The sequence below is a fragment of the Ensifer sp. ENS09 genome (assembly GCF_014852425.1).
GTDB lineage: Bacteria > Pseudomonadota > Alphaproteobacteria > Rhizobiales > Rhizobiaceae > Ensifer.
Window position 1 is genome coordinate 1,161,384 of record NZ_JACVBP010000001.1, and the last position, 19,448, is coordinate 1,180,831.

A 19,448-nucleotide genomic window follows, 5' to 3' on the forward strand; every position below is an offset into this window, starting at 1 on the left:
CCGCCGAAGCCAAAAAAGAAATGTTCTTACAACGACATACGCGGCGCGAACGGATAAACCCCTGTCACATTACTTTCATCGCATCTCTTTAACAGCTTCGCCGAAATCGACTGAAACCCCACGAATTTGACTAAACCCATAAGGAGAACACCAGTGATTTCAAAAACCCAACGCCTGCTTTCGCTCTCCACCGCCATTTTCCTGGCAACGACCGCAATCGCCGCTGCCGAGCCGAGCGCCGAGCTCATCGAAGCCGCCAAGAAGGAAGGCATGCTGACCACGATCGCCCTGCCCCACGACTGGTGCGGCTACGGCGACGTCATCGCCTCCTTCAAGGCCAAGTATCCGGAAATCCAGGTCAACGAACTGAACCCGGACGCTGGCTCGGCCGACGAAGTCGAAGCCGTCAAGGCCAACAAGGACAACAAGGGCCCGCAGGCTCCTGACGTTGTCGACGTCGGTCTCGCCTTCGGTCCGCAGATGAAGGCCGAAGGCCTGCTGCAGCCCTACAAGGTCTCCACCTGGGACGAGATCCCGGATAGCGTCAAGGACGCCGAAGGCTACTGGTACGGCGACTATTACGGCGTCATGTCCTTCCTCGTGAACAAGGACCTCGTCCAGAACGCACCGAAGGACTGGACCGATCTGCTGAAGCCGGAATATGCCGGTCAGGTTGCTCTTGCCGGTGACCCGCGCGCCTCGAACCAGGCGATCCTCGGCGTTCTCGCCGCTGGCCTCGCCAAGGGTGCAAAGTCCGGCAAGGAAGCCGGTGAAGCCGGTCTCGGTTACTTCGCCGAACTCAACAAGAACGGCAACTTCGTTCCTGTTATCGGCAAGTCCGGCACGCTCGCCCAGGGCTCGACCCCGATCGTCGTCGCCTGGGACTACAACGCTCTCGGCTGGGCAAAGACGCTCAACGGCAACCCGCCGACCGAAGTCGTCGTTCCGGCCAGCGGCGTTCTCGCCGGCGTCTACGTTCAGGGTATCTCGGCCTACGCGCCGCACCCGAACGCTGCCAAGCTGTGGATGGAGCACCTCTATTCCGACGAAGGTCAGCTCGGCTGGCTCAAGGGCTTCTGCCACCCGACCCGCTTCAACGCCATGGTCAAGGCCGGCAAGGTTCCGCAGGAACTGATCGACGCCCTGCCGCCGGCAGCGGCTTACGAAAAGGCCTACTTCCCGACGCTCGAAGAAGTCGACGCCAACAAGGCTGCCGTCACCGGTGGCTGGGATGCCGTCGTCGGCGCGAACGTCCAGTAAGCCTTTCCACAGACATGTCGCCCCGGCCGGTTTTCCGGCCGGGGCGCATAGGTTATTCGTAAGAAATTCAAGTCTTTGGAGCGAGATCCGGAATCTGCGTGCGGCTTCCGACTTCATCCCGCTTCTCGCTTGCAACAATCGATAACGCCCGCGTCGATAACGCGGCTTCAGGGGCGCGAACGGAATGTCATCTGCTAAACCCGACGCCAGCCCGCCGGCGCGTCGCCTACCGCTTCACTGGCTGGGCATCCTGCCCTTTGCCGCCTTCGTGACGCTGTTCCTGCTTCTGCCAACGATGAAGATCGTGGTCGGCGCGTTTCAGACGCCCGATGGCGGCTTCACGCTCGACAACATTCGCGGCCTGTTCACGCCGTCGATCCTCGGCGCCTACTGGATCTCCATCAAGATCAGCATCGCCTCCGCCCTTCTCGGCTGCCTGATCGGCTTTGCCATGGCGTCAGCCATCGTCTTCGGCGGCCTGCCGAAGGGGATCCGCGGGCCGCTTTTGACCTTTTCCGGCGTCGCCTCCAATTTCGCCGGCGTGCCGCTCGCCTTCGCCTTTCTCGCGACGCTCGGCCCGGTCGGCATCGTCACCGTCTTCCTGCGGTCCAACTTCGGTCTCGACCTCAGAATGCTTGGCTTCAACCTGCTCTCATTCTGGGGGCTGACGGTCACCTATCTCTTCTTCCAGATCCCGCTGATGATCCTGATCATCACGCCGGCGCTCGACGGCCTGAAGCGCGAATGGCGCGAGGCCGCAGAAATCCTCGGCGCAACCGGCCTGCAATATTGGCGCATGGTCGCCTTCCCGATCCTGCTGCCGTCGCTGCTCGGCACGCTGGCGCTGCTGTTTGCCAATGCCTTCGGCGCCGTTGCGACCGCGATCGCGCTCACCGGCTCGTCGCTGTCGATCGTGCCGATCCTGCTCTTTGCTCAGATCCGCGGCGACGTGCTCGGCAATCCGCATCTCGGCTACGCGCTCGCCTTCGGCATGATCGTCGTCACCGGTATCGCCAACGCGATCTATATCTGGCTGCGCAGCCGCAGCGAAAGGTGGCTGAAATGAAGAAGATCTGGGCCTGGGGAGCCCTCGTTTTCGGCCTCCTCTATTTCATCTTGCCGCTCATCGGCATGACCAACTTCTCGCTCAAGATGCGTCGCGGCGAGTATTCCTTCGACGCCTACGCCAAGGTCTTCGCCGATCCGCGTTTCCAGGAGACCTTCACCTATTCGGTGATGCAGGCGCTGTTCACCATCCTCTTCGGCGTGCTGCTCGTCGTGCCGACGGCCTATTGGGTGCGGCTGAAGCTGCCGCGGCTGCGTCCCATCATCGAGTTCATCACGCTTTTGCCGCTGGTCATCCCGGCGATCGTCATCGTCTTCGGCTACATCCGGCTCTACAACACCTCGAGCTGGCTGCCGCTGACGGGCTCGCTCACCGGCACCAACATCCTCCTGATGTTCGGCTATGCGACGCTTGCGCTGCCCTACATGTACCGCGCGGTGGATACGGGTCTTCGCACCATCGATGTCGCCACCTTGACCGAGGCGGCACAGAGCCTTGGCGCCGGCTGGACGACGATCCTTACCAAGATCATTCTGCCGAACGTGCTCGTCGCCGTGCTCTCGGGCGCCTTCCTGACCTTTGCCATCGTCATCGGGGAGTTCACCATGGCGGCCCTGCTCAATCGCCCGGCTTTCGGCCCCTACATGCAGCTCTTGGGCGCCAACCGCGCCTATGAACCGGCCGCACTCGCCGTCATTGCATTCGGCATCACCTGGGGCTGCCTCGGCCTCATCCAGCTCGTCTCGCGCTTTCAAAAAAGCGCGCCTCCTAAGGCCTGAGGACCGCACCCATGAGTTTCCTGTCACTCACCAGCATCAAGAAGTCCTTCGGCCCGGTTCACGTCGTGCACGATTTCAACATGGACATCGAAAAGGGCGAGTTCGTCTCGTTCCTCGGGCCATCGGGCTGCGGCAAGACCACGGTCCTGCGCATGATCGCCGGCTTCGAAAGCCCGACCAGCGGCAAGATCGTCATCAACGGCCGCGACCAGAACTCGCTGAAGCCCAACCAGCGCAACATCGGCATGGTGTTCCAGGCCTATGCGCTGTTTCCCAACATGAACGTGCATGACAACGTCGCCTTCGGCCTCAAGGTCGCAGGTACAGACAAGTCGGAGATCGACGCGAGGGTGAAGCAGATGCTCGGGCTGATCAAGCTCGAGCACCTGGCGGACCGCTTCCCCTACCAGCTCTCCGGCGGCCAGCAGCAGCGCGTTGCGCTTGCCCGCGCGATTGCGGTCAAGCCGCAGGTGCTGCTGCTCGACGAGCCGCTGTCGGCGCTCGACGCCAAGATCCGCGTGTCGCTGCGCGAAGAAATCCGGCAGATCCAGCAGCAGCTCGGCATCACCACCGTCTTCGTCACCCACGACCAGGAAGAGGCGCTGTCGATCTCCGATCGCATCGTGGTCATGAATGCCGGCCGTGCCGACCAGATCGGCACCCCCTTCGAGATCTACAACACGCCGGCGACCCGCTTCGTCGCGTCCTTCGTCGGCACGCTCAACATCATCGAGGGCAAGGTGGCGGACCCGGCCGCGGGCTCGGTCACCATTGGCAACCAGCAGGTGGCGCTGAAGGACCCGATCGCCGGCATGAAGGGCGGCGACAGCATTTCGCTGGCGCTGCGTCCCGAAGCAGGCTCGATCGCCGAAGGCGCCAAGGGTGACACGTCGCTTGCCGGCGAGGTCGTCTCGACGAGCTTCCTCGGCTCGGTCATCCGCACGCGCCTTCGCGTCGGCGGCGACGTCATCTCCTTCGACATGTTCAACAATCCGGGTGTTGCCCCGCCGGTTTCCGGCGACAACGTCACGCTGCGCTTTGCCGCCAAGGATCTCTTGGTCATCCGCGAGTAAGCGGATTGAAAGCCATCGGAACGATTTCTTCCGATGGCTCCAAACACTGCAAAAATCTGTCGTGATTTCCGGCATTTTCGTCGCACCGTGCGTTTGACCGCGCGCGGTCGCGCTATATAGTCGCGTTGTTCTCAGGGCGGGGTGAAATTCCCCACCGGCGGTAGCGGTCGCAAGGCCGAAGCCCGCGAGCGCCTCAGGGTTTCACCCTGGGGGTCAGCAGATCCGGTCAGATTCCGGAGCCGACGGTCACAGTCCGGATGGAAGAGAGCAAGCAGCAACGTGGGTTCCCGCGAAGGGACCTCGCGCGCATGCATGTTCGCCCGACGGGATCATTGGAAACGCCAAACCCTGAAAGGCTTGAGACCATGACCATACTTTCCCACCCCACAGCCAAGATCGCGATCGTTCGTGCCCGCTGGCATGCCGATATCGTCGACCGCTGCGTCGATGCCTTTGTCGCGCAATGGACGAAGCTCGGCGGCTCGGCAGCCGACGTCGAGATCTTCGACGTGCCGGGCGCACTCGAAATTCCGCTGCATGCACAGACGCTGGCCAAAACCGGCCACTATGCCGCGATCCTCGGCACCGCCTTCGTCGTCGACGGAGGCATCTACCGCCACGATTTCGTGGCCGGCACCGTGCTCGACGGCATGATGCGCGTGCAGCTCGACACCAACGTGCCGGTGCTTTCGGCCGTGCTGACGCCTCATAATTTCCAGGAAAGCGAACCGTTGATCGCCTTCTTCCGCGAGCACTTCGTGACCAAGGGCACGGAGGCGGCCAACGCCTGCGCCCAGATCCTCGACGCCCGCGCCAAGCTGGCGCTGGTCAACGCCTGATCAACGGTTGCCGGCACCTTCTCCCCGCTCGCGGGGAGAAGGACAGCTTTAGGAACCGCCGCCTAGCCGCCCGGTGCCATCAAGCACGGCGTACCAGAAGCTCCGAGTTCATGAGGGTTCTCGTCCCCTCTCCTCGCCTGCGGGGAGAGGTTAGTCCTCGGGTTAAAGCCGGGGAGAGGGGCGTATCGCCCCAGCAACCGTACCTGAATCAACCTCTGAAGCCCCTGAATCACATCGCCAGCAACAGCAAATAACCCGCTGTTTCGACTCGCAAAATCAATGCACCGCATCACTCTTGTGCAGGCTGCGCTCCAGAGCCGCCATGCGATGTCGATGCCCCGCCACCTCGTAGCCGACGATGGTGACGACCGGTGCCAGCATCAGGATGATCAGGCACTTGGCCATATCGAGCCCGGCGATCGCCGCGACCACGGACGCTGCCAGCACCAGCGCGGTGCCCACGAGCAGCCAGAGGTGCAGGCGGTCCACCTGCTGCATGAGATAGGCGTACATCGCGTAGAGCAGCCCGATGTAGCACGCGACGGGCACCGCCACCGTCAGCACCGTTGCGACTGAACCGATATGCGCCTTGTGCTCGATGTAATAGGCCGCCACATGCAGGCCTGCGCCGGTGGCGACGATCGAGGCGAAGATCGGCATGTGGCCGTAGCCCCAGACGAAGGCCCGCTTGAGACGGTAGTGGTGCAGGATCTCCGCACTCGGCAGCAGGAAATAGATCCACCACATGCCGAAAGTGAGCCCAGTGCCGGCGAGGCAGACGAGCGCGACATCGAGGTCCCAGCCCTGCCCCTCGACCACGGCCGAGATCGAGGCGACCGTGCCGACGACCCCCTCCCCAAGCGCGATGATGGCAAGAAGCCCGTAGCGCTCGGCGATGTGGTGCGCATGCCAGGGCGTACCGCCGTCACGCGTTTCGGCGAAATAGGGGCCGAGCATTTCGATCGCCGTGAGCCCGACGACCATGGCGAAGGTCACCAGCAGCGAGAAGTCGACGAAGATCAGCACGATCCAGCCGATCTGGGCGACGCTGATCGCCTTCACATAGGTGAGGCAGGCATTGCGCCGTGCCGGGTCCTGGCGGCTCGCGCGCAGCCACTGGAAGAGCATCGCCACCCGCATGACGACATAGCCGAGCACCATGATGCCATTGTCGAGATGCGCGCCCTTGTCGATCGACTCGAACATCGGCGGCAGGCCGATCGCAAGGATCAGCACGCCGACCATCTGCACCATGGTAACGGCGCGGAAAATCCAGTCGTCCGTGTCATAGGCGGAGGCGAACCAGCTGAAATTGATCCAGGCCCAGCAGATCGAGAAGGTCGCGAGTGCAAAACCGAAGAGGCCGGCAAAGATGTGCCCCTCGGCGAGGAAATGGGCAAGCTGCGAAGCAGCCAGGCTGAAGGCAATGACGAAGGTCAGGTCGAACAGCAGCTCGAGCGTCGTCGCGGTCCGGTGATGTTCATGCGTGTCGCGGCCGCTCATGCGCGCCACGTGGTGGTGCGCGCTTTGATGCGGCTCGGTCGAGGTGGTTTCACTCATGCGGCAGCGCCTCTCATTTGACGATCCGCAAGAATATTCAAATATTTACAGAAGCCTCGTCAAGACGAAGCACAAGACCGGACATGAAAACGCCCGGCATCGCTGCCGGGCGTGTCGTCACGATGCCTGAGGGAGGATCAACGGCATCGCGAGATAGGTTAGGCCTTGAACCGGGAACCGGATGCAGACGGCAAGCCGCCCGCCCTTTTCCTCAACCGGCTCGCGCCGCATCCAGGCGGTTGATCGCCTCGACATTGCCGGCCGAAGAGCCGTTCGGGTCGAACTCGGAGGCGAGCCAGGTGTCGACGATCGACTTTGCCAGTTCCGGTCCGATGACGCGGGCGCCCATGGTGATGATCTGGGCGTTGTTCGACTTCGCCGCCCGCTCGGCCGAATAGGTGTCGTGCGTCAACGCCGCGCGGATGCCCGGCACCTTGTTGGCGGAGATGCACACGCCGATGCCGGTGCCGCAGAACAGGATGCCGCGGTCATGTTTGCCCTCGACAACCTGCTGCGCCAGGTTCTGCGCGAGATCCGCATAGAAGCCGGACTGGCTGAGGTCGACGACTTCCACGTCGCTGCGGCCGCTCAGATGGGCGGCGATGACATCCAGCAGGGGCTTGCCGGCGCTGTCGGCTCCAATTGCAATCTTCATGATTGTTCCTTTCGTTCTTCTTGAGCTGCAACGGCCGGAGGCTCAGATCGCCTTGGCGACGCGCTGCAGAATGTCGAGATAGCCACTCACGTCCCAGGCGGAGCGGCCGATGAAGAGGCCGTCGATATGCGCCTGGGTGATCATTTCTTCGCAATTGCCGGGATTGACGCTGCCGCCGTAGAGCACCGGCACGCGCCGGCCGAGTGTCGCTTCCGCCACCTCGGCGATGCGCTTGTGGCGCTCGTCGGCATAGTCAGCTGTCGCCGGGATACCGTTGACGCCGATCGCCCAGACCGGCTCATAGGCAAGCAGGATCGTCGCCTTCTTCGCCTCGCCGTCGAGAAGCTCAAGCGCGCCCTCGACCTGGCGCTTCAGCACTTGGTCCGCCTCGCCCGCTTCGCGCTCGGACAGCGTCTCGCCGATGCAGATCAGCGGCACCAGGCCATGGCGCACGGCGGCTGCCGTCTTCAGGCCGACGGTGCCGTCGGTCTCGCCGAAATGTTCGCGGCGCTCGCTGTGGCCGAGTTCGACCACGTCGAGGTTGCAGTCTTTCAGCATCAGCGGCGACACCTCGCCGGTCCAGGCGCCGGCATCGTCCCAATGCATGTTCTGCGCACCAACCTTGACACTGGTGCCGGAAAGCCGCGCCTTGACCTCGCGCACCGCCGTGAACGGCGGAATGACGAAACGCTGGATGCGCTCGTCACGCGATGCGTCGGCCGCAGCAAGACCCTCGGCAAAGACCATCGCCTCGGCGAGCGTCTTGTTCATCTTCCAGCTGGTTCCGACCCAGAGGCCCGACTTCTTCATGCTTTCTCCTTGGAATTGTCGACCCTGACCAGCCGGATGCCCGCCTCTTCGAGTGGTGCTGCATGTTCGGCCGAAACTTCGGCACCGGTCAGCACCGCGTCGAAGGCATTAAGCCCGGTCAGGAAATGGAGCGCCGAGCGCCCGAATTTGTCGTGGTCCACCAGCAGGTATTTGCGCTTGGCCGCCTTCACCATCAGGCGCTTGGCCTGCACCACCTCCTGGTCCTGGTGGAAGGCCGTGGTGCCCTCGATCGCAGAACTAGAGAGAAAGGCGACATCGACGCGCAGCGACCGCAACGCCTCGTCGGTGACGATGCCGAAGAAGCCGTTGAACTTCTTGCTGTACTGGCCGCCGAGCGCGATCACATTGATGCCGGGGGCGCCCGAGAGGCTGGTGATGACGCCGAGATTGTTGGTGATGACCGTCAGCGGCCGGATATCGCGGATGCAATCGGCGATCGCGCCGGTCGTCGAGCTGTCGTCGATCAGGATGCTCTGCCCCGGCTCGATCAGGCTTGCCGCATGTTCGGCGATGCGCCGCTTCTCCGAAATCGCGATCTTCTCGCGGTAGCGGAAATCGCTTTCGAATTGCGGGCTCGACTGGATCGAGGCGCCGCCATGCACCTTGCGCAGGAGGCCCGCCTGTTCGAGGTCGTCGAGGTCGCGATGCACCGTCATCTTGCTGACGCCAAAGCGTAAGGACAGGTCTTCGACGGACGCCGTTCCGGCCTCCATCAGCACATCCATGATCGCCTGTCGCCTGTCTTCCGGCTTCATCGTCTCGGTCCCGATCGCGCGCAGCCTTAGCCACGCTCACCGTGAGAAGATAACACCTATTTGTGATATTTCAATTTATCGAACGTGATTTTGTTATCTTTCATTGTGATTTTTCTGTGCGATTGAAGCCGGTGTCGATGTGCGGCTCCCAAAATTCGACCGACTCCCGGATCATCTCGACGACGTTGTGATCCGTCGGCTCGCGCTCACGGAAGGAAAGCTCCAGGCAGATCTCGTTGTCGGTGCCGCCACCGGCCTTGACCGCGCCGATCAGCTTCTCCGGCGTGATCCGGCCGTCGCGGTTATAGGCGGCGGTGAACGGCCAATGGCCGCCCTTGTTCATCGACGACTGCTTGATGTGGATGATCGGCGAACGCTCCGGGAAGGCACCGGCCCAGGCATAGGGATCGATGTCGTCGGGGTTATCGGAGGTGACGTCGCCATGGTCGATATCGACCATCATCTTCATCGGGATCGGCAGTTGCGCTTCTGCGAGCCGCCGATCGAGCGTCCGGCATTCCGCGATCGTGTGGCCGAACTCGCGGCCGACCGACATCGGCTCCCAGAACACATAGGAAAGCCCCGCCGCGCGGCCGTGCTCGGCAACCTCCCGCCAGCAGTCGATGGCGATCCGCATCATCTCCTCGCGCCGCGCGGGATCGTCATAATCCTTGAGCGTGAAGATCGCGAACTGCGTGCCCATGCCGGAGGCGCCGAGTTCGGCGGAGATATCGGCAAAGGTCTTGAACCAGTCGACATAGTAGCGCCTGACATCCGGGTCCGGATGGCCGAAATGGTTGAGGCGGCCATAAGGGCCGGTCATACCCGAGGTGATCTTCACGCCGGTGCGGTCGATTGCCCGACGAAACTGCCTGAGGGTCTTGGCGATCGTTGCCGCCGGCCAGCCCGGGTTGACGAATTCGTGGGTGAGCTGCACGTAGCCGATGCGAATCTTCTCGGCGATCGTGTCGATGAGGTCGTCAGGCTCGGCGAAGCGGTTGACCAGCGGATTGGTGTTGAGCGACAGCGTGAAGGCCACGATCGGCTCCCCCTACCAGATGAATTTCGGAAGAATGAAATCGGGGCTGGCGCCATGCTCGGCAAAGAGTTTGCGACGCTCCTCGCCGGAGGCGTTCTCAAGGATCCCGGTCGTCACCAGCACCGAGTGAAGCCCTGCATTCGCAGCACCGGCAATGTCGTGCTCGATACTGTCGCCGATCGCGCAGACCCGGGTCAGCTCGGGCTGCCCGAGAAATTCGAGCGCTGACGCATAGATGTCGGCAAAGGGCTTGCCTATCCAGCGGACGGTGCCTCCAAGTTCGTCGTAAAGCTCGGCGATGCGGCCAGCGCCGAAGGCGGTCCCTTCCTTCGTCAACATCACCTTGTCGGGATTGGTACAGAGACATGGAACGCCGCGCGCTGCCGCAGGCGCAAGCAACGCTTCATAGTGCGAAAGTGGGTAGACGTCGCCCTCGCTCGCGGCGAGCAGCACGAAATCGGCATCGGTACCGCTCTTCGTGCGTTCGAGGTCTAGCCCGGCAATCGGCGACTGGTCGTCGTCGCGGCTGACCAGCAGGCACTTGCGCGTACCGCTGCTCGCGCCTTCGCCCTCCCGCTTGAGGATCTGCCAGGCGACCTCGCCCGAGGTCAAAAACCAGTCCCAGCTTCCCGAGACGAAACCGAGATCGGCAAGGCGGCGATCGTTTTCCGCCGAGCGTTTGCCGGAATTGGAGAGAATGATGATGCGCTTTCCCGCATCCTTCAGCTGAACCAGTGTTTCGGCCGCGCCCGGATAGGGCCCGCGACCATCGCGCAGCACGCCGAACTGATCGATCAGGAAGGCGTCGTAGCGATCGGCAATCTCGCCAAGTCCCTCGATCGCAGTCGCTTGGGCAAACGTCACAGCACACCAGCCTTTCTCGCGCCGGCCAGCGCCAGCCGCGCCGTGCCGGCGGCCGCCTCCTCGGAAGACGCAGACAGGAATGGCACGCCGAGCTTTCGCGCCCGGATCGCGCTCCAGGCCGCGTTCTTCGCACCACCGCCGACACTGCGGAGTGAACGGAGCGCCGGCCCGCCGAGCGACGTCAGCCGCTGATAGGCGAGGCTCTCGACCCCTGCGATGCCCTCGAAGATTGCCTTGAGGAAGGTCGCGTCGTCGGCCGGTCGCGGGCTCATGCGCGGGGCGAAATCCGGATCGGCGATCGGAAAGCGCTCGCCGGGCTTCACCAGCGGATAATAGCCGAGCCCGGTGTCGATGGCCGGATCGATCCCGGCCGAAAGTGTTGCGATCCGCTCCGGCGAGAAATGCTCGGCCAGCACCACGCCGCCCGTATTGGACGCTCCGCCCGCCAGCCACATCTCGCCGATGCGGTGGCTGTAGAGCCCGTATTCCGGCGCAAACAGCGGCCGGTCGGACAGCATCTTCACCGTCAGCGTCGTGCCGAGGGCGCTCACGCCATCACCCGGACGATCGGCGCCGGTGGCCAGAAACGAGGCGCAGCCGTCCGTGGTGCCGGCAACCACCACCACGTCATCCGAAAGCCCGAAAGCATCGGCCGCTTCCGGAGCAATCGTCGCGATCGGCGCGCCGGCCGGCAGCACGTCGGGCAAAAGCTCGACGCGTGCGCCGGTCCTTTCCATCCAGTCCGGCCAGGACCGCGACACGGGATCGTAGCCGGTCTTCAGCGCATTGTTCTCGTCGGAGACATCGTAGAGACCGGTGAAATGCCCCGCGAGCCAATCGGCCTGATGGATCACCCGGAAGACACCCGGCAGCGACTGAAAGGCGAGAAGCTTGGCAAGGCCGGAGGTGGCGCCATGGGCAGCACTTTCGCGCGGTGCATGGGCCGAGACCGCGTCGAGCAGCGCGCGGTCGGCAACCGGATCGTTGTACATCATTGGCGTCGCCAGCGGCGCGCCCGTCCGATCGACCGGCAGCATCGTGCCCGACGTGCCGTCGATCGAAAGTGCAACGACCTTCCGCCTGTCGATACAGCCAAGCGCTTCCTCAAGCGCCGCCTGCACCGCTTTCCACCAACCCACGGGATCGCGGTGATCCGCGGAGAAAGCCGAGAGCTTCGCCGCACCTGATGCGACGACGGTCCCGTCCACCGCCATGGCGACCGCACGGGCGCCCGAAGTGCCAAGGTCGATGCCGACGACGAGCTTGTCGAATTGGCCGCTCATTGCAGCACCTGCCCCGCGCGGTTGAGCTGCTGTCGGTATTTCTCGGCATCCCAGCCGAGAAGTTCGGCGTTTTCGGCTTCCGTCAGGTAGCGCAGCCGAGCGTCCGCCGGAATGCGGGTCGTCACGTCAGCAAGGCATCGCGCCATGGCGAAGGCGCCGGCGGAAATCTCCTTCTGCACCAGCACGCCCTTGCCCGGGAAGAGCAGCAACGGCGGCGGGCTGTTACCTGCCGCACGCAGCTTCGTCTCGATCGAAAGGGCGGTCTCGCCGGGCGCGGCGACCACGACACCCTTGCCAAGGAAGATGACATGGTCGGGGTAGAGGCTGCCGCCGGCGGCAAGCCGGCAACTGTCGAGATCTGCAGCGACCGAATGCAGGGCAACGTCCTCCGGCAGACGGTAATCGCTGTCGACCGCCAGGCGCGAAAGCGCCGCCACATCGGCGGCGGGAGCGATCCTGCGTGCGCCGGTCAGCCGACGGGTAATATCCGTGAGCAGGATCGCCGCATCGACCACGGTTTCAGCAGCGACCACCAGGCCGTGACTGCCAAGCACCAGCACCGACGTGTTGTCCTGCATCCGTTCGGCAATCGCCCGCGCAAGCGGCAGACCCGGCCGGGCGTAGGGCACGAAGACATGGGGGTAGCCGGCAAGGCGCTCGGCAGCGATTGCCGCACCGTTGGTCTGCACCGCCGTCGCGATCGTCTCGACGCAGTGCACATGCACCACCACCTTTTGCGGCATCAGCGCGTGCACCGTCGTTTCGATCGAGGGGCGCAGACCAGAGGGATTGCGCTCTGCGATCACGAAATCCTGCGCCTTCTCGGTTGCCGGGTCGTTCGCATCTAGTGCTTCGAGCAAGGGCTCGAGCGCCACCGGCACCATGACGTCGCGCTGGCGGGCATGCGCCAGCCACAGGCCAGACGCCTTGATCCAGAGCGTTCCTCCCTCCTTGATCGAGGTGTTGCCGCCCGCTCCCTGCACCAGCAGCGGGTCCGCCCCGACGCGGGCCGAGAGATCGAGAAGCGCTTCGAATTCCAGACTTCGCATCCGTTCTCCTTCAGGCCGCGGCCTGCTGGCGGTCCAGCCAATGGGTAAAGGCCTGTCGCTCGACCTGCGTCATGTGCAGACCATGCTTGGTGCGCCGGTCGAGAATGTCGTCCGCCGTCAGCGCCCATTCGTTTTCAATCAGGAAGCGCGCCTCGCACTCACGGAAGAACGGACCGAAGGCCGGACCGAGATCATCGAGCGACGTGGCGCCAGCCAGCAACGCATGTGTCCGGGTGCCGTAGAGCCGCGCGTAGTGCTTGGCGAGGTCCGATGGCAACCAGCGATAGCGCGCCTTGAGCTCGCCCAGGAACAAATCGAAATCGGCCTCCGCCATGTCACCGCCCGGCAGATGCGCCTTCGCCGTCCAGGCTGGCCCCATCCTGGGGAAGAACGGCTTCAGCCGTTCCAGCGCATGTTCGGAAAGCTTGCGAAACGTGGTGATCTTGCCGCCGAAGACCGAAAGCAGCGGCGCCTGCCCGTCGGCCGCATCGACCTCGAAGATATAGTCGCGGGTGACCGCCGACGGGTTTTCGGCATTGTCGTCATAAAGCGGGCGCACGCCGGAGAAGCTGTGGACGATATCGTCAGACGTCAGCTGCTGCTTGAAGTAGCGGTTCACCGATTTCAGGAGATAGGCGATCTCGTTGTTATCCGCCGCCACGTCCTCGGGCCGACCCTCATAGGGAATATCCGTCGTGCCGATCAGCGCCAGGTCGTTCTGGTAGGGATTGATGAAGATCACCCGCTTGTCCGGGTTCTGCACCAGATAGGCCTGCCGCCCCTCCCAGAATTTCGGCACGACGATGTGGCTGCCCTTGACCAGGCGCACGCTGCGGCTGGAGTTCAAGCCGCCGATCCGGCCGATGACGTCGTTGACCCAGGGACCGGCGGTGTTGACCACACAGCGCGCCCTCGCCTCGGTCTTGGCGCCGGTGCGCGTATCGGTCATCTCGATAGACCAGAGCCCGTCGCGCCGTCGGATCGCGCTGCAGGCGGTGCGCGTCAGCACCCGGGCACCACGATCACGGGCATCGAGCGCGTTCAGAACGACGAGACGCGCGTCGTCCACCCAACAGTCGGAATATTCGAACGCCTTGCGATACGCACGCTTGATCGGCGCGCCTTCAGGCGCGGTCGCAAGGTCGAGGCTGCGGGTGCCCGGCAGACGCTTGCGGCCGCCGAGATGGTCGTAGAGGAAGAGCCCGAGCCGAACGAGCCAGGCCGGCCGGTCCTCAGGGTTGTGCGGCAGCACGAAACGCATCGGCCAGATGATGTGCGGCGCGGATTGCAGCAGCACCTCGCGCTCGATCAGCGCCTCGCGCACCAGGCGGAACTCGTAATATTCGAGGTAGCGCAGGCCGCCATGCACCAGCTTGCCGGAGCGCGAGCTGGTGCCCTGGGCCAGATCGTCCTTCTCGCACAACAGCACCGAGAGCCCGCGCCCGGCCGCGTCGCGTGCAATGCCCGCACCGTTGACGCCGCCGCCGACGACGAACAGATCGTATATTCCGGTCTCGGAACTCAACGTCGTTCCTCCTGTCATCAGCACGGATTGACCGGCGGCAGACCGGCGATGTAGCGGCGGACTTCCTCGGCCGCCATTTCGGCGGCAAAGGTGACGGTGCGCACCGAGGCGCCGGCGATATGCGGCGTCAGCGTCACGTTCGGCAGCTGCAGCAGCGGCCAGCCCTCCGGCACCGGCTCGATCGCGAAGGTCTCCAGCATCGCCGCTGAGAGATGGCCGCTCACCAGATTGTCGTAAAGCGCGTCGTAGTCGCAGAGCGGTCCGCGTGCAGTGTTCACAAAGATTGCGCCGGGCCTCATCTTGGCAAAGGTCTCCGCGTTCATCATGTTGCGCGTCTCTTCGGTGACCCGCGGATGCAGCGTCACGACATCGGAGCGGGAAAGCAGCGTTTCGAGCGAGACCTGCTCGACACCGGCGTTGAGATCGTCGACCGAGAGTTGCACATAGGGATCATGCACCAGAACCTTGGTGCCAAAGGCCCGCAAGAGCCGCACCACCTTGGTGCCGATATTGCCGTAGCCGATGACGCCGACGGTCATCTCGCAAAGCTCGCGGCCGGTGCGATCGGCGCGGTAGAGATCGCCGCGCCATTCGCCCTTGCGCAGCGCCTCATGGCCGGCGCGGATCAGCCGCGTTTCGGCAAGGATCGCGCCGAGCGTGAACTCGGCGACGGCGTTGGCATTGCGGCCGGGCGTGTTGACGACACGAACGCCGGCATCGCGCGCGGCTCCCATGTCGATATTGACAGGACCGCCGCGCGAGACGGCGACGAGCTTAAGGCCGGGCAACGCCTCGAGCATTCCGCGCGACAGCGGCGCGAGCTGCGTCACCAGGATTTCCGCGTCGGCGATGAAGTCGATCATTTCTTCCGGCTTGCCGAGATATTCCTTGAGACCGTCCATGCCTTCGACGGCATAACCGTGCTCCATCGGCACATCCGGCCAGGGCAGTTCGAGCGTGCGGATGTCATGGCCGTTGCCGGTTGCCTCGACGATCTTGTCGCGAAACACGTCCGGCAGCATGAACCGGTCGCCGATAATGGCTATCTTCTTCATTTCGATGTTTCCTGTTGAGTTCCCGCGGCCGCACCTTGGGAGAGTGCGTGCCAGACGGGCCTGAGCGCTGTGCGCGACTGCTGGTAGGTGGGGAAGAGTTCGTCATAGCGGCGGGCAAGCGCCGGATCGGCGGCTTCAGCCGGCCGTTGATAGGGCGTGACCCAATCGCCGAGGCAATCGGCCATCGAGGGATAGATGCCGAGCGAGACGGCGGCGATCATCGCCGCACCGGCAGCCCCCGCCTCCTCCCGCTCGCTCGTCTGGACGCTGGCGCCGAGGGCCGCACCGAGGATGCGGCGGAGCGAGGCGCTGCGGGCAGCGCCCCCCGTCAGCCGGATGCGGCCTGGAAGCGGCCCCATCTCGGCGTAGCAATCGCGCGCGGCCATGGCGAGCCCGTCGAACACCGCCTTCACCATGTCGGGAAAGCGGTGAGTGATCGACAGCCCGACGAAGGACGCCCGCGCCGTCGCGTCGACGAAGGGGCCACGCTCGCCGGCTTCCGAGATATAGGGCTGGAAAATCAATGGCGTGTCCTTGGCATCGGCCAGCCAGCCGTCGACAAAAGCGAGCAAATCGCTCTTGGATTTCTCGACCCCCATGCCCTTCAAGAGGCCGGATGCCAGCGAGAGGATCCAGTCGATATTGAGCGTCGCCGCCATGTTCGACTGCATCTGCGCGTAGGCGCCGGGGATCGGCATGCACATGGTGTAGCCGGTCAAGTCCCGGTTCAGCCGCACATCGTCGGCGCCATTGGCGAGCCGCATATGCATGCCGGTCGAGCCGATGATCGAGCAGCCGGTATCGGTGCCCGGATCATAAAGCCCGGCGCCAAGCGCGGTGCAGACGACATCGACGTAACCGAGCACGATGGGCGTGCCCTCGGTGAGGCCCGTTGCCTTCGCGGCGTCGCCTGAGAGCTGATGATGCGTTGTGGCGCCATCGACGATCTCCGGCAGCACGAGCTTCAATTTTTGGAGACCAAGGAAGGCAATGACATCGTCGTTGTAGCTGCGGGTGCGAAAATTGCCGAAGCTGAAATTCGCCTCGGAGGGATCGGTCGCCCGCTTGCCGGTCAGCTTGAAATAGAGCCAGTCCTTGCAGTGGAACGTGGTGGCGACGCCCGAGAGCATCTCGGGCGCATGGTCGCTCATCCAGCGAAGCTGCGGCCCCTGCTGGCAGGCGGCAAGGCCCGAGCCGGTGCTCTCGAACCGGGCGATATCGCCGCTGTCGGCGCGAAGCCGCTCCACCGTCTCGCCGGCGCGCGCGTCGAGCCAGAGCCAGCCCTTGCCGACCGGCGCACCCGCTCTGTCGATCATCCAGGTGCCGTCGCCCTGACCGGTCACCGCGATCGCGGCGACGCGGCCGGCGAGGTTTCCGATCTTGTCGGAGAGCTGCTTCAGCGTCGTTGCCGCGTCGGCCCAGGTGCGGTCGAGATCCTGCACGCTGCCGGCGCGGCCGACGGCCTCATAGGCGTTCGGCAGCGCCGCCGTGGCGATCTGCCGGCCGCGAAGATCGAAGGCCACCGACTTGATGACCGACGTCCCCGCATCGATGCCGATGAGGATGTCCCGCATCAGGCGAGCTCCTGTCCATGGCTGATCGCCCGGCCGCTCTCGCCGTCGAAGACGTGCAGGCTCGACGGGTCGAGATGGATGCCGATCGGCTGGCCGACATCGAGCTCCGTGCGGTCATGCTCGACGAGCACCAAGGTGCCGCCGGCGAAGTCCGCGGCAATATGGGTTTGGTCGCCGAGCCACTGGTTGACGGCGACCCGTCCGGTCACGCCATCGGCGCTGCGGCGCACCGAATAGGGCCTGATGCCGAGCACCACCTTCTGCCGTTTGATCAATTCGTCGCGCACCGCATGCGAAAAATCCGAAGCCGGATATTCGAGCCGCACGCCGTCCTTGAGGCCAAAGGCCATCTTGCTTTCGGAGCCGGTGACGCTCGCCTCAAAGACATTCATCGGCGGCTCGCCGACGAACGTACCGGTGAAGAGATTGGCCGGCCGCTCCTTGATCTTCTGCGGCGTGTCGAACTGCTGCAGCACGCCACCTTCCATGACGGCGATACGGTCGGCAAGCGCGTTGGCTTCCGTCTGGTCGTGGGTGACGAGGATCGCCGTCAGCCCGCGCTCCTTGATGAAATGCTTGATACGGCCGCGAAGCAGCGCGCGAAGCTGCGGCTCGAGCTGTCCCATCGGCTCGTCGAGCAGGTGCAGGTTGGCGTCGCGGATCAACGCTCGTCCGAGCGAAGCGCGCTGCTGCTGGCCGCCGGAGATCGAGCTTGGATAGCGCCCGAGAATGTCCTCGATTTCGAGCAGCTTGGCGATGCCGGCCACCTTCTCGTCGACGACACTCTGCGAGAGCTTGGAGGCCTTGAGCGCGAAGGCGATGTTTTCACGCACCGTCAGCGGCGGATAGAGCGAGTAACCTTCGAACGCCATGGCGACGTTGCGGCGCACCGGCGGCAGGGTCTGGACCTCGCGTCCGGCAAGCGAGATCGTGCCGCGCGACACCGCCTCGAAGCCGGCGATCATGCGCAGCGTCGAGGTCTTGCCGCAGCCGGACGAGCCGAGCAGCGCGATGATCTCGCCCTTCCTCACATCCATGTTCAGCTTCTTCACGGCATGCACGCCGTAGTCGACGGGGCCGTAGAACTTGTCGACGTCCTTGATCAGAAGGGCGGTGTCGGTCATGCCGCTTCTCCATTGCGCTTGGCTGCAAGGTCGGCGCGCGGCAAAAGAGCACCGCCCGCCTTGTCGAAGAGGAAAGCCTGCATGCCATTGACGGCAATATGGGCAGGCCCTGCGGTCGGACCAGGCGTGCCGGCCGGCCGCGACACCAGGATTTCGCGGCCACGGGCGGTCAGCGCCAACGTTACGGTCTTTTCGTTGAGCGGCGTTTCCGCCTCCACCCTCACAGGGATGGCACCCGGTGCTGCCGCATCGACGAAGCTGATCGTCTCGGGACGGAGGCCAAGCACGCACTGGCGGCCGACGACATCGGCGCCGTAATCCCCAAGCCGCACCCGGACGTTCGAAAGCTCGACGAAGACGTCTCCACCGCTGCGCTGCGGCGTGACATCGAGCAGGTTGATGGTGGGATCGCCGAAGAGCCGGGCGATCTCGATATCGGCAGGCGCGTTGTAGATCTCCTGCGGCGTGCCGATCTGGCGGATACGGCCAGCGGCCATGACCGCGATCCGGTCGCCGAGCGCCATCGCTTCCTTGTAGTCCTGGGTGACGTAGACGACCGTTGCGCCTTCCGCAGCCAGGAGCCGCGGCAGTTCAAGCCGCATCTCGAAGCGCAACTTGGCATCGACGTTACGCAGCGGGTCGTCGAGCAAAAGCAGCGGCGGCGAGCCGACAAGCGCACGGGCAAGGGCCGTGCGCTGCTTCTGACCGTTCGACAGTGCCTTCGGGTGATGCGTCAGCACATGGTCGATCTTCAGCAGCTTGGCGACCTTCTGCACGCCGGCGGCGATCTTTTCCTTCGACGAGCGCGTCGCCGTCAGCGGGCTTGCAATGTTGTCGAAGGCGCTCATATGCGGGAACAGCGCGAAGTTCTGGAAGGCCATGCCGACGCCGCGGTGCTCGGCGTCCACATCGGTCATGTCCTCGCCGCCGATCAGCACCCTGCCCTCGTCCGGCTCGATGACGCCGGCGACGAGGCGCAGGAGCACCGTCTTGCCGGCGCCGGAGGGACCGAAGAGCACCAGCCGCTCGCCATCGGCGACGTCAAGAGTGAGGTCGTCGAGAACCGTCTGGCTCTTGTAGCGCTTGACGATGTTTTGCAGTTGCAAGGTGGTCATGA

18 protein-coding genes and 1 riboswitch are annotated in these 19,448 nt (G+C 64.2%); of the genes, 5 read left to right on the forward strand and 13 right to left on the reverse strand.

What is annotated here, in order from left to right:
* Nucleotides 1-153 precede the first annotated feature (153 nt).
* The 5 genes from IB267_RS05815 to IB267_RS05835 all read left to right on the forward strand — a co-directional run bounded on the left by IB267_RS05815 (nt 154) and on the right by IB267_RS05835 (nt 5,017).
* Nucleotides 154-1,260, forward strand: coding sequence for an ABC transporter substrate-binding protein (locus tag IB267_RS05815; RefSeq protein WP_192446780.1), 1,107 nt, complete (start codon nt 154-156; stop codon nt 1,258-1,260).
* A gap of 184 nt (nt 1,261-1,444) precedes the next feature.
* Nucleotides 1,445-2,326, forward strand: coding sequence for an ABC transporter permease subunit (locus IB267_RS05820; RefSeq protein ID WP_192446781.1), 882 nt, complete (start codon nt 1,445-1,447; stop codon nt 2,324-2,326).
* Nucleotides 2,323-3,105 (forward strand): iron ABC transporter permease, encoded by a 783-nt coding sequence (locus tag IB267_RS05825; RefSeq protein WP_192446782.1) that lies wholly within the window; start codon nt 2,323-2,325, stop codon nt 3,103-3,105. The genes IB267_RS05820 and IB267_RS05825 overlap by 4 nt, the downstream gene beginning before the upstream one ends.
* 11 nt (nt 3,106-3,116) lie before the next feature.
* Nucleotides 3,117-4,178: an ABC transporter ATP-binding protein gene (locus IB267_RS05830; RefSeq protein WP_192446783.1), complete on the forward strand. Its 1,062-nt coding sequence runs from the start codon at nt 3,117-3,119 to the stop codon at nt 4,176-4,178.
* A 123-nt stretch (nt 4,179-4,301) separates the two neighbouring features.
* Nucleotides 4,302-4,451: riboswitch (FMN riboswitch) on the forward strand.
* A gap of 92 nt (nt 4,452-4,543) precedes the next feature.
* The gene (locus IB267_RS05835) at nt 4,544-5,017 is read left to right on the forward strand and encodes a 6,7-dimethyl-8-ribityllumazine synthase (protein ID WP_192446784.1); all 474 of its coding nucleotides are present in this window, start codon (nt 4,544-4,546) and stop codon (nt 5,015-5,017) included.
* Nucleotides 5,018-5,293: 276 nt separating this feature from the next.
* Here IB267_RS05835 and IB267_RS05840 read toward each other — a convergent pair whose 3' ends face one another.
* The 13 genes from IB267_RS05840 to IB267_RS05900 form a co-directional block, all read right to left on the reverse strand.
* Nucleotides 5,294-6,577 carry a low temperature requirement protein A gene (locus IB267_RS05840; RefSeq protein WP_210335748.1) on the reverse strand — a complete coding sequence of 428 codons (1,284 nt, stop codon included), beginning with the start codon at nt 6,575-6,577 and terminating at the stop codon, nt 5,294-5,296.
* Nucleotides 6,578-6,788: 211 nt separating this feature from the next.
* Complete coding sequence (locus IB267_RS05845; protein ID WP_043615766.1) at nt 6,789-7,232, reverse strand: RpiB/LacA/LacB family sugar-phosphate isomerase; 444 nt, start codon at nt 7,230-7,232, stop codon at nt 6,789-6,791.
* 42 nt (nt 7,233-7,274) lie between these two features.
* A complete protein-coding gene (locus tag IB267_RS05850) occupies nt 7,275-8,042 on the reverse strand; it encodes a triose-phosphate isomerase (RefSeq protein ID WP_192446785.1) in 768 nt (255 codons plus the stop codon).
* Nucleotides 8,039-8,818 carry a DeoR/GlpR family DNA-binding transcription regulator gene (locus IB267_RS05855; protein WP_192446786.1) on the reverse strand — a complete coding sequence of 260 codons (780 nt, stop codon included), beginning with the start codon at nt 8,816-8,818 and terminating at the stop codon, nt 8,039-8,041. The genes IB267_RS05850 and IB267_RS05855 overlap by 4 nt, the downstream gene beginning before the upstream one ends.
* A 100-nt stretch (nt 8,819-8,918) precedes the next feature.
* On the reverse strand, nt 8,919-9,857 hold the full coding sequence (locus IB267_RS05860; RefSeq protein WP_192446787.1) for a TIM barrel protein: 939 nt from the start codon (nt 9,855-9,857) through the stop codon (nt 8,919-8,921).
* 12 nt (nt 9,858-9,869) lie between these two features.
* On the reverse strand, nt 9,870-10,721 hold the full coding sequence (locus IB267_RS05865; protein WP_210335805.1) for a TIGR01459 family HAD-type hydrolase: 852 nt from the start codon (nt 10,719-10,721) through the stop codon (nt 9,870-9,872).
* Nucleotides 10,718-12,004 (reverse strand): FGGY-family carbohydrate kinase, encoded by a 1,287-nt coding sequence (locus tag IB267_RS05870; protein WP_192446788.1) that lies wholly within the window; start codon nt 12,002-12,004, stop codon nt 10,718-10,720. The genes IB267_RS05865 and IB267_RS05870 overlap by 4 nt, the downstream gene beginning before the upstream one ends.
* On the reverse strand, nt 12,001-13,053 hold the full coding sequence (locus tag IB267_RS05875; protein ID WP_192446789.1) for a class II aldolase/adducin family protein: 1,053 nt from the start codon (nt 13,051-13,053) through the stop codon (nt 12,001-12,003). The genes IB267_RS05870 and IB267_RS05875 overlap by 4 nt, the downstream gene beginning before the upstream one ends.
* Nucleotides 13,054-13,063: 10 nt before the next feature.
* The gene (locus tag IB267_RS05880; protein WP_192447195.1) at nt 13,064-14,596 is read right to left on the reverse strand and encodes a glycerol-3-phosphate dehydrogenase; all 1,533 of its coding nucleotides are present in this window, start codon (nt 14,594-14,596) and stop codon (nt 13,064-13,066) included.
* Nucleotides 14,596-15,633, reverse strand: coding sequence for a 2-hydroxyacid dehydrogenase (locus tag IB267_RS05885; protein WP_192446790.1), 1,038 nt, complete (start codon nt 15,631-15,633; stop codon nt 14,596-14,598). The genes IB267_RS05880 and IB267_RS05885 overlap by 1 nt, the downstream gene beginning before the upstream one ends.
* Complete coding sequence (locus IB267_RS05890; RefSeq protein WP_192446791.1) at nt 15,630-17,207, reverse strand: FGGY-family carbohydrate kinase; 1,578 nt, start codon at nt 17,205-17,207, stop codon at nt 15,630-15,632. Before IB267_RS05890 ends, IB267_RS05885 begins: the two co-directional genes overlap by 4 nt.
* A complete protein-coding gene (locus IB267_RS05895) occupies nt 17,207-18,331 on the reverse strand; it encodes an ABC transporter ATP-binding protein (RefSeq protein WP_192446792.1) in 1,125 nt (374 codons plus the stop codon). Before IB267_RS05895 ends, IB267_RS05890 begins: the two co-directional genes overlap by 1 nt.
* On the reverse strand, nt 18,328-19,446 hold the full coding sequence (locus IB267_RS05900) for an ABC transporter ATP-binding protein (RefSeq protein WP_192446793.1): 1,119 nt from the start codon (nt 19,444-19,446) through the stop codon (nt 18,328-18,330). Before IB267_RS05900 ends, IB267_RS05895 begins: the two co-directional genes overlap by 4 nt.
* Between the last annotated feature and the right edge of the window lie 2 nt (nt 19,447-19,448).